Source organism: Rhodococcus sp. 06-418-5 (genome assembly GCF_002258285.1).
Lineage (GTDB): Bacteria > Actinomycetota > Actinomycetes > Mycobacteriales > Mycobacteriaceae > Rhodococcoides.
Genome location: NZ_NOYE01000034.1, coordinates 1 through 751, shown reverse-complemented (window position 1 = coordinate 751; position 751 = coordinate 1). Strand labels below are relative to the sequence as shown.

General features: G+C 60.7%; 1 protein-coding gene. It reads left to right on the top strand.

Annotation, left to right across the window (positions count from 1 at the left end; translation table 11 throughout):
* Window positions 1–751: phosphopantetheine-binding protein (locus CH274_RS24550; RefSeq protein ID WP_141214695.1), on the top strand; the 751-nt coding region annotated here is incomplete at both ends.

Below are 751 nucleotides of genomic sequence, written 5' to 3'. Positions count from 1 at the left end.
TGCGTTGTTTGTGTTGGATTCCGGTTTGCGGCGGGTTCCGATCGGTGTGGTTGGTGAGTTGTATGTCGCGGGGCGGGGTGTGGCACGCGGTTATGTGCGACGGCCGGGCTTGACGGCATCGCGATTCGTCGCGTGTCCGCTCGGCCCTTTGGGTTCGCGGATGTATCGCACCGGCGATCTGGTTCGTTGGAATCACGACGGCGAGCTGGAGTATGTGGGTCGCTCTGACGATCAGGTGAAGATTCGTGGTTACCGCATCGAAATCGGTGAAGTGGAAGCAACACTCGCTGCCTTGACCGGAGTGGAGCGTGCGGCAGTGGTGGCCCGTGATACCGATACCGGCAAGCAGTTGATTGGCTACGTCGTACCTACCGAGGTGTCTGCGGGAATCGATGGTGGGGCGCTGCGCGAACGAGTTGCCGCGCGATTGCCTGCGTACATGGTTCCGGCCGTGGTGATGGTCATCGACGAGTTGCCGTTAACTGTCAACGGCAAGCTGGACAAATGGGCGTTGCCCGAGCCGCAATTCGCCAGCGGCGTTCACAGAGCGCCGTCATCTCCGGTTGAAGAAATTATCTCCGGCATTTTCACGAAGGTTCTCGACCTGCCGCGAGTCAGCGTGGACGACTCCTTCTTCGACCTGGGCGGCAACTCGCTCTCTGCGATGCGTGTCGTAGCCGCCGTGCAGGAAACCTTCGACTGTGAAATCAGCGTCCGTGCACTCATGGAAGCCCCCACCGTAGCGGGCCTG